We start from the raw sequence: 908 nt of genomic DNA, 5'->3' as shown, positions 1-908 counted from the left end.
CGCGTTCGAGAACGGCAGGATCTCGGCGCGCAAGCGGTCGCGACCGACAAGATGCTGGTGGCGGCGATCTCGCAAGCCAGTGCCGCGCGCAATGCGGCCGCAGAGCAAGCTCTCCGCGCCCGTGCCTCGGCCATCGCAAATCAAATCCGGGAATTGGATCGCACGATCGTCGCCCAGTTCCCGGACTATGCGGCGCTGGTGACCAAGACGCCGATCGCGATCGAGGACGTCCAGAAGCAGCTTCGTCCCAACGAGGCGATGGTGCTGTTCACGACGACGTCGCGTGCCACTTTCGTCTGGATGGTGACGCGCTCGGATGTGCGTTGGCATGCGGCCGATCTCGGCGAAAGGCAGCTCAACGAGGCCGTCGGCGCGCTGCGTTGCGGTCTCGACGCGGAGGCATGGCTGGATAAGGCATCGACATGCCCTCAGAAGCTCGGCCGCAAGGCTCCGCTGGGCGCAGACGAACCGCTGCCGTTCGATCAGGAGCGCGCCTTTGCGCTCTATCAGGCCCTGCTTGGTCCGGTCGCGCGCGAGATCGATGGCAAGGAGCTGATCCTGGTGCCGTCGGGCCCACTGGCGACGCTGCCTTTCCAGGTTTTGCTGACGGACAAGCCCACGGCAGGTGGAGACCTCACGAGGGCACCCTGGCTGGTCAAGCGATTTGCGACCACCGTCTTGCCCTCCGTCTCCAGCCTCAAGGCGCTACGCCAGGTTGGGCGCAGGAGTGCGGCGTCGAAACCGTTCCTTGGCGTCGGCAATCCGACGCTCGACGGCGATGGGCGCAGCGATCTTTCGATCTCGCGCGCCAAGCTGGCGCGTCAGATCCAGACCTGCGCCGCCATCCCGACACAGGCGAGCCAGGTCGCGCAAAGAAGCTTGCGTGCCGTCGACGCGCTGTCGGGCGG

The 908-nt window shown here is 66.3% G+C and carries 1 protein-coding gene; it reads left to right on the top strand.

Annotation, left to right across the window (positions count from 1 at the left end):
* Positions 1–908: CHAT domain-containing protein (locus MOV75_RS39870; protein WP_247008336.1), on the top strand; the 908-nt coding region annotated here is incomplete at both ends.

The organism is Bradyrhizobium sp. PRIMUS42 (assembly GCF_023006515.1).
Taxonomy (GTDB): Bacteria; Pseudomonadota; Alphaproteobacteria; order Rhizobiales; family Xanthobacteraceae; genus Bradyrhizobium.
Note: the sequence above shows the minus strand (reverse complement) of the source record. Positions and strands in the feature narration are given on the sequence as shown.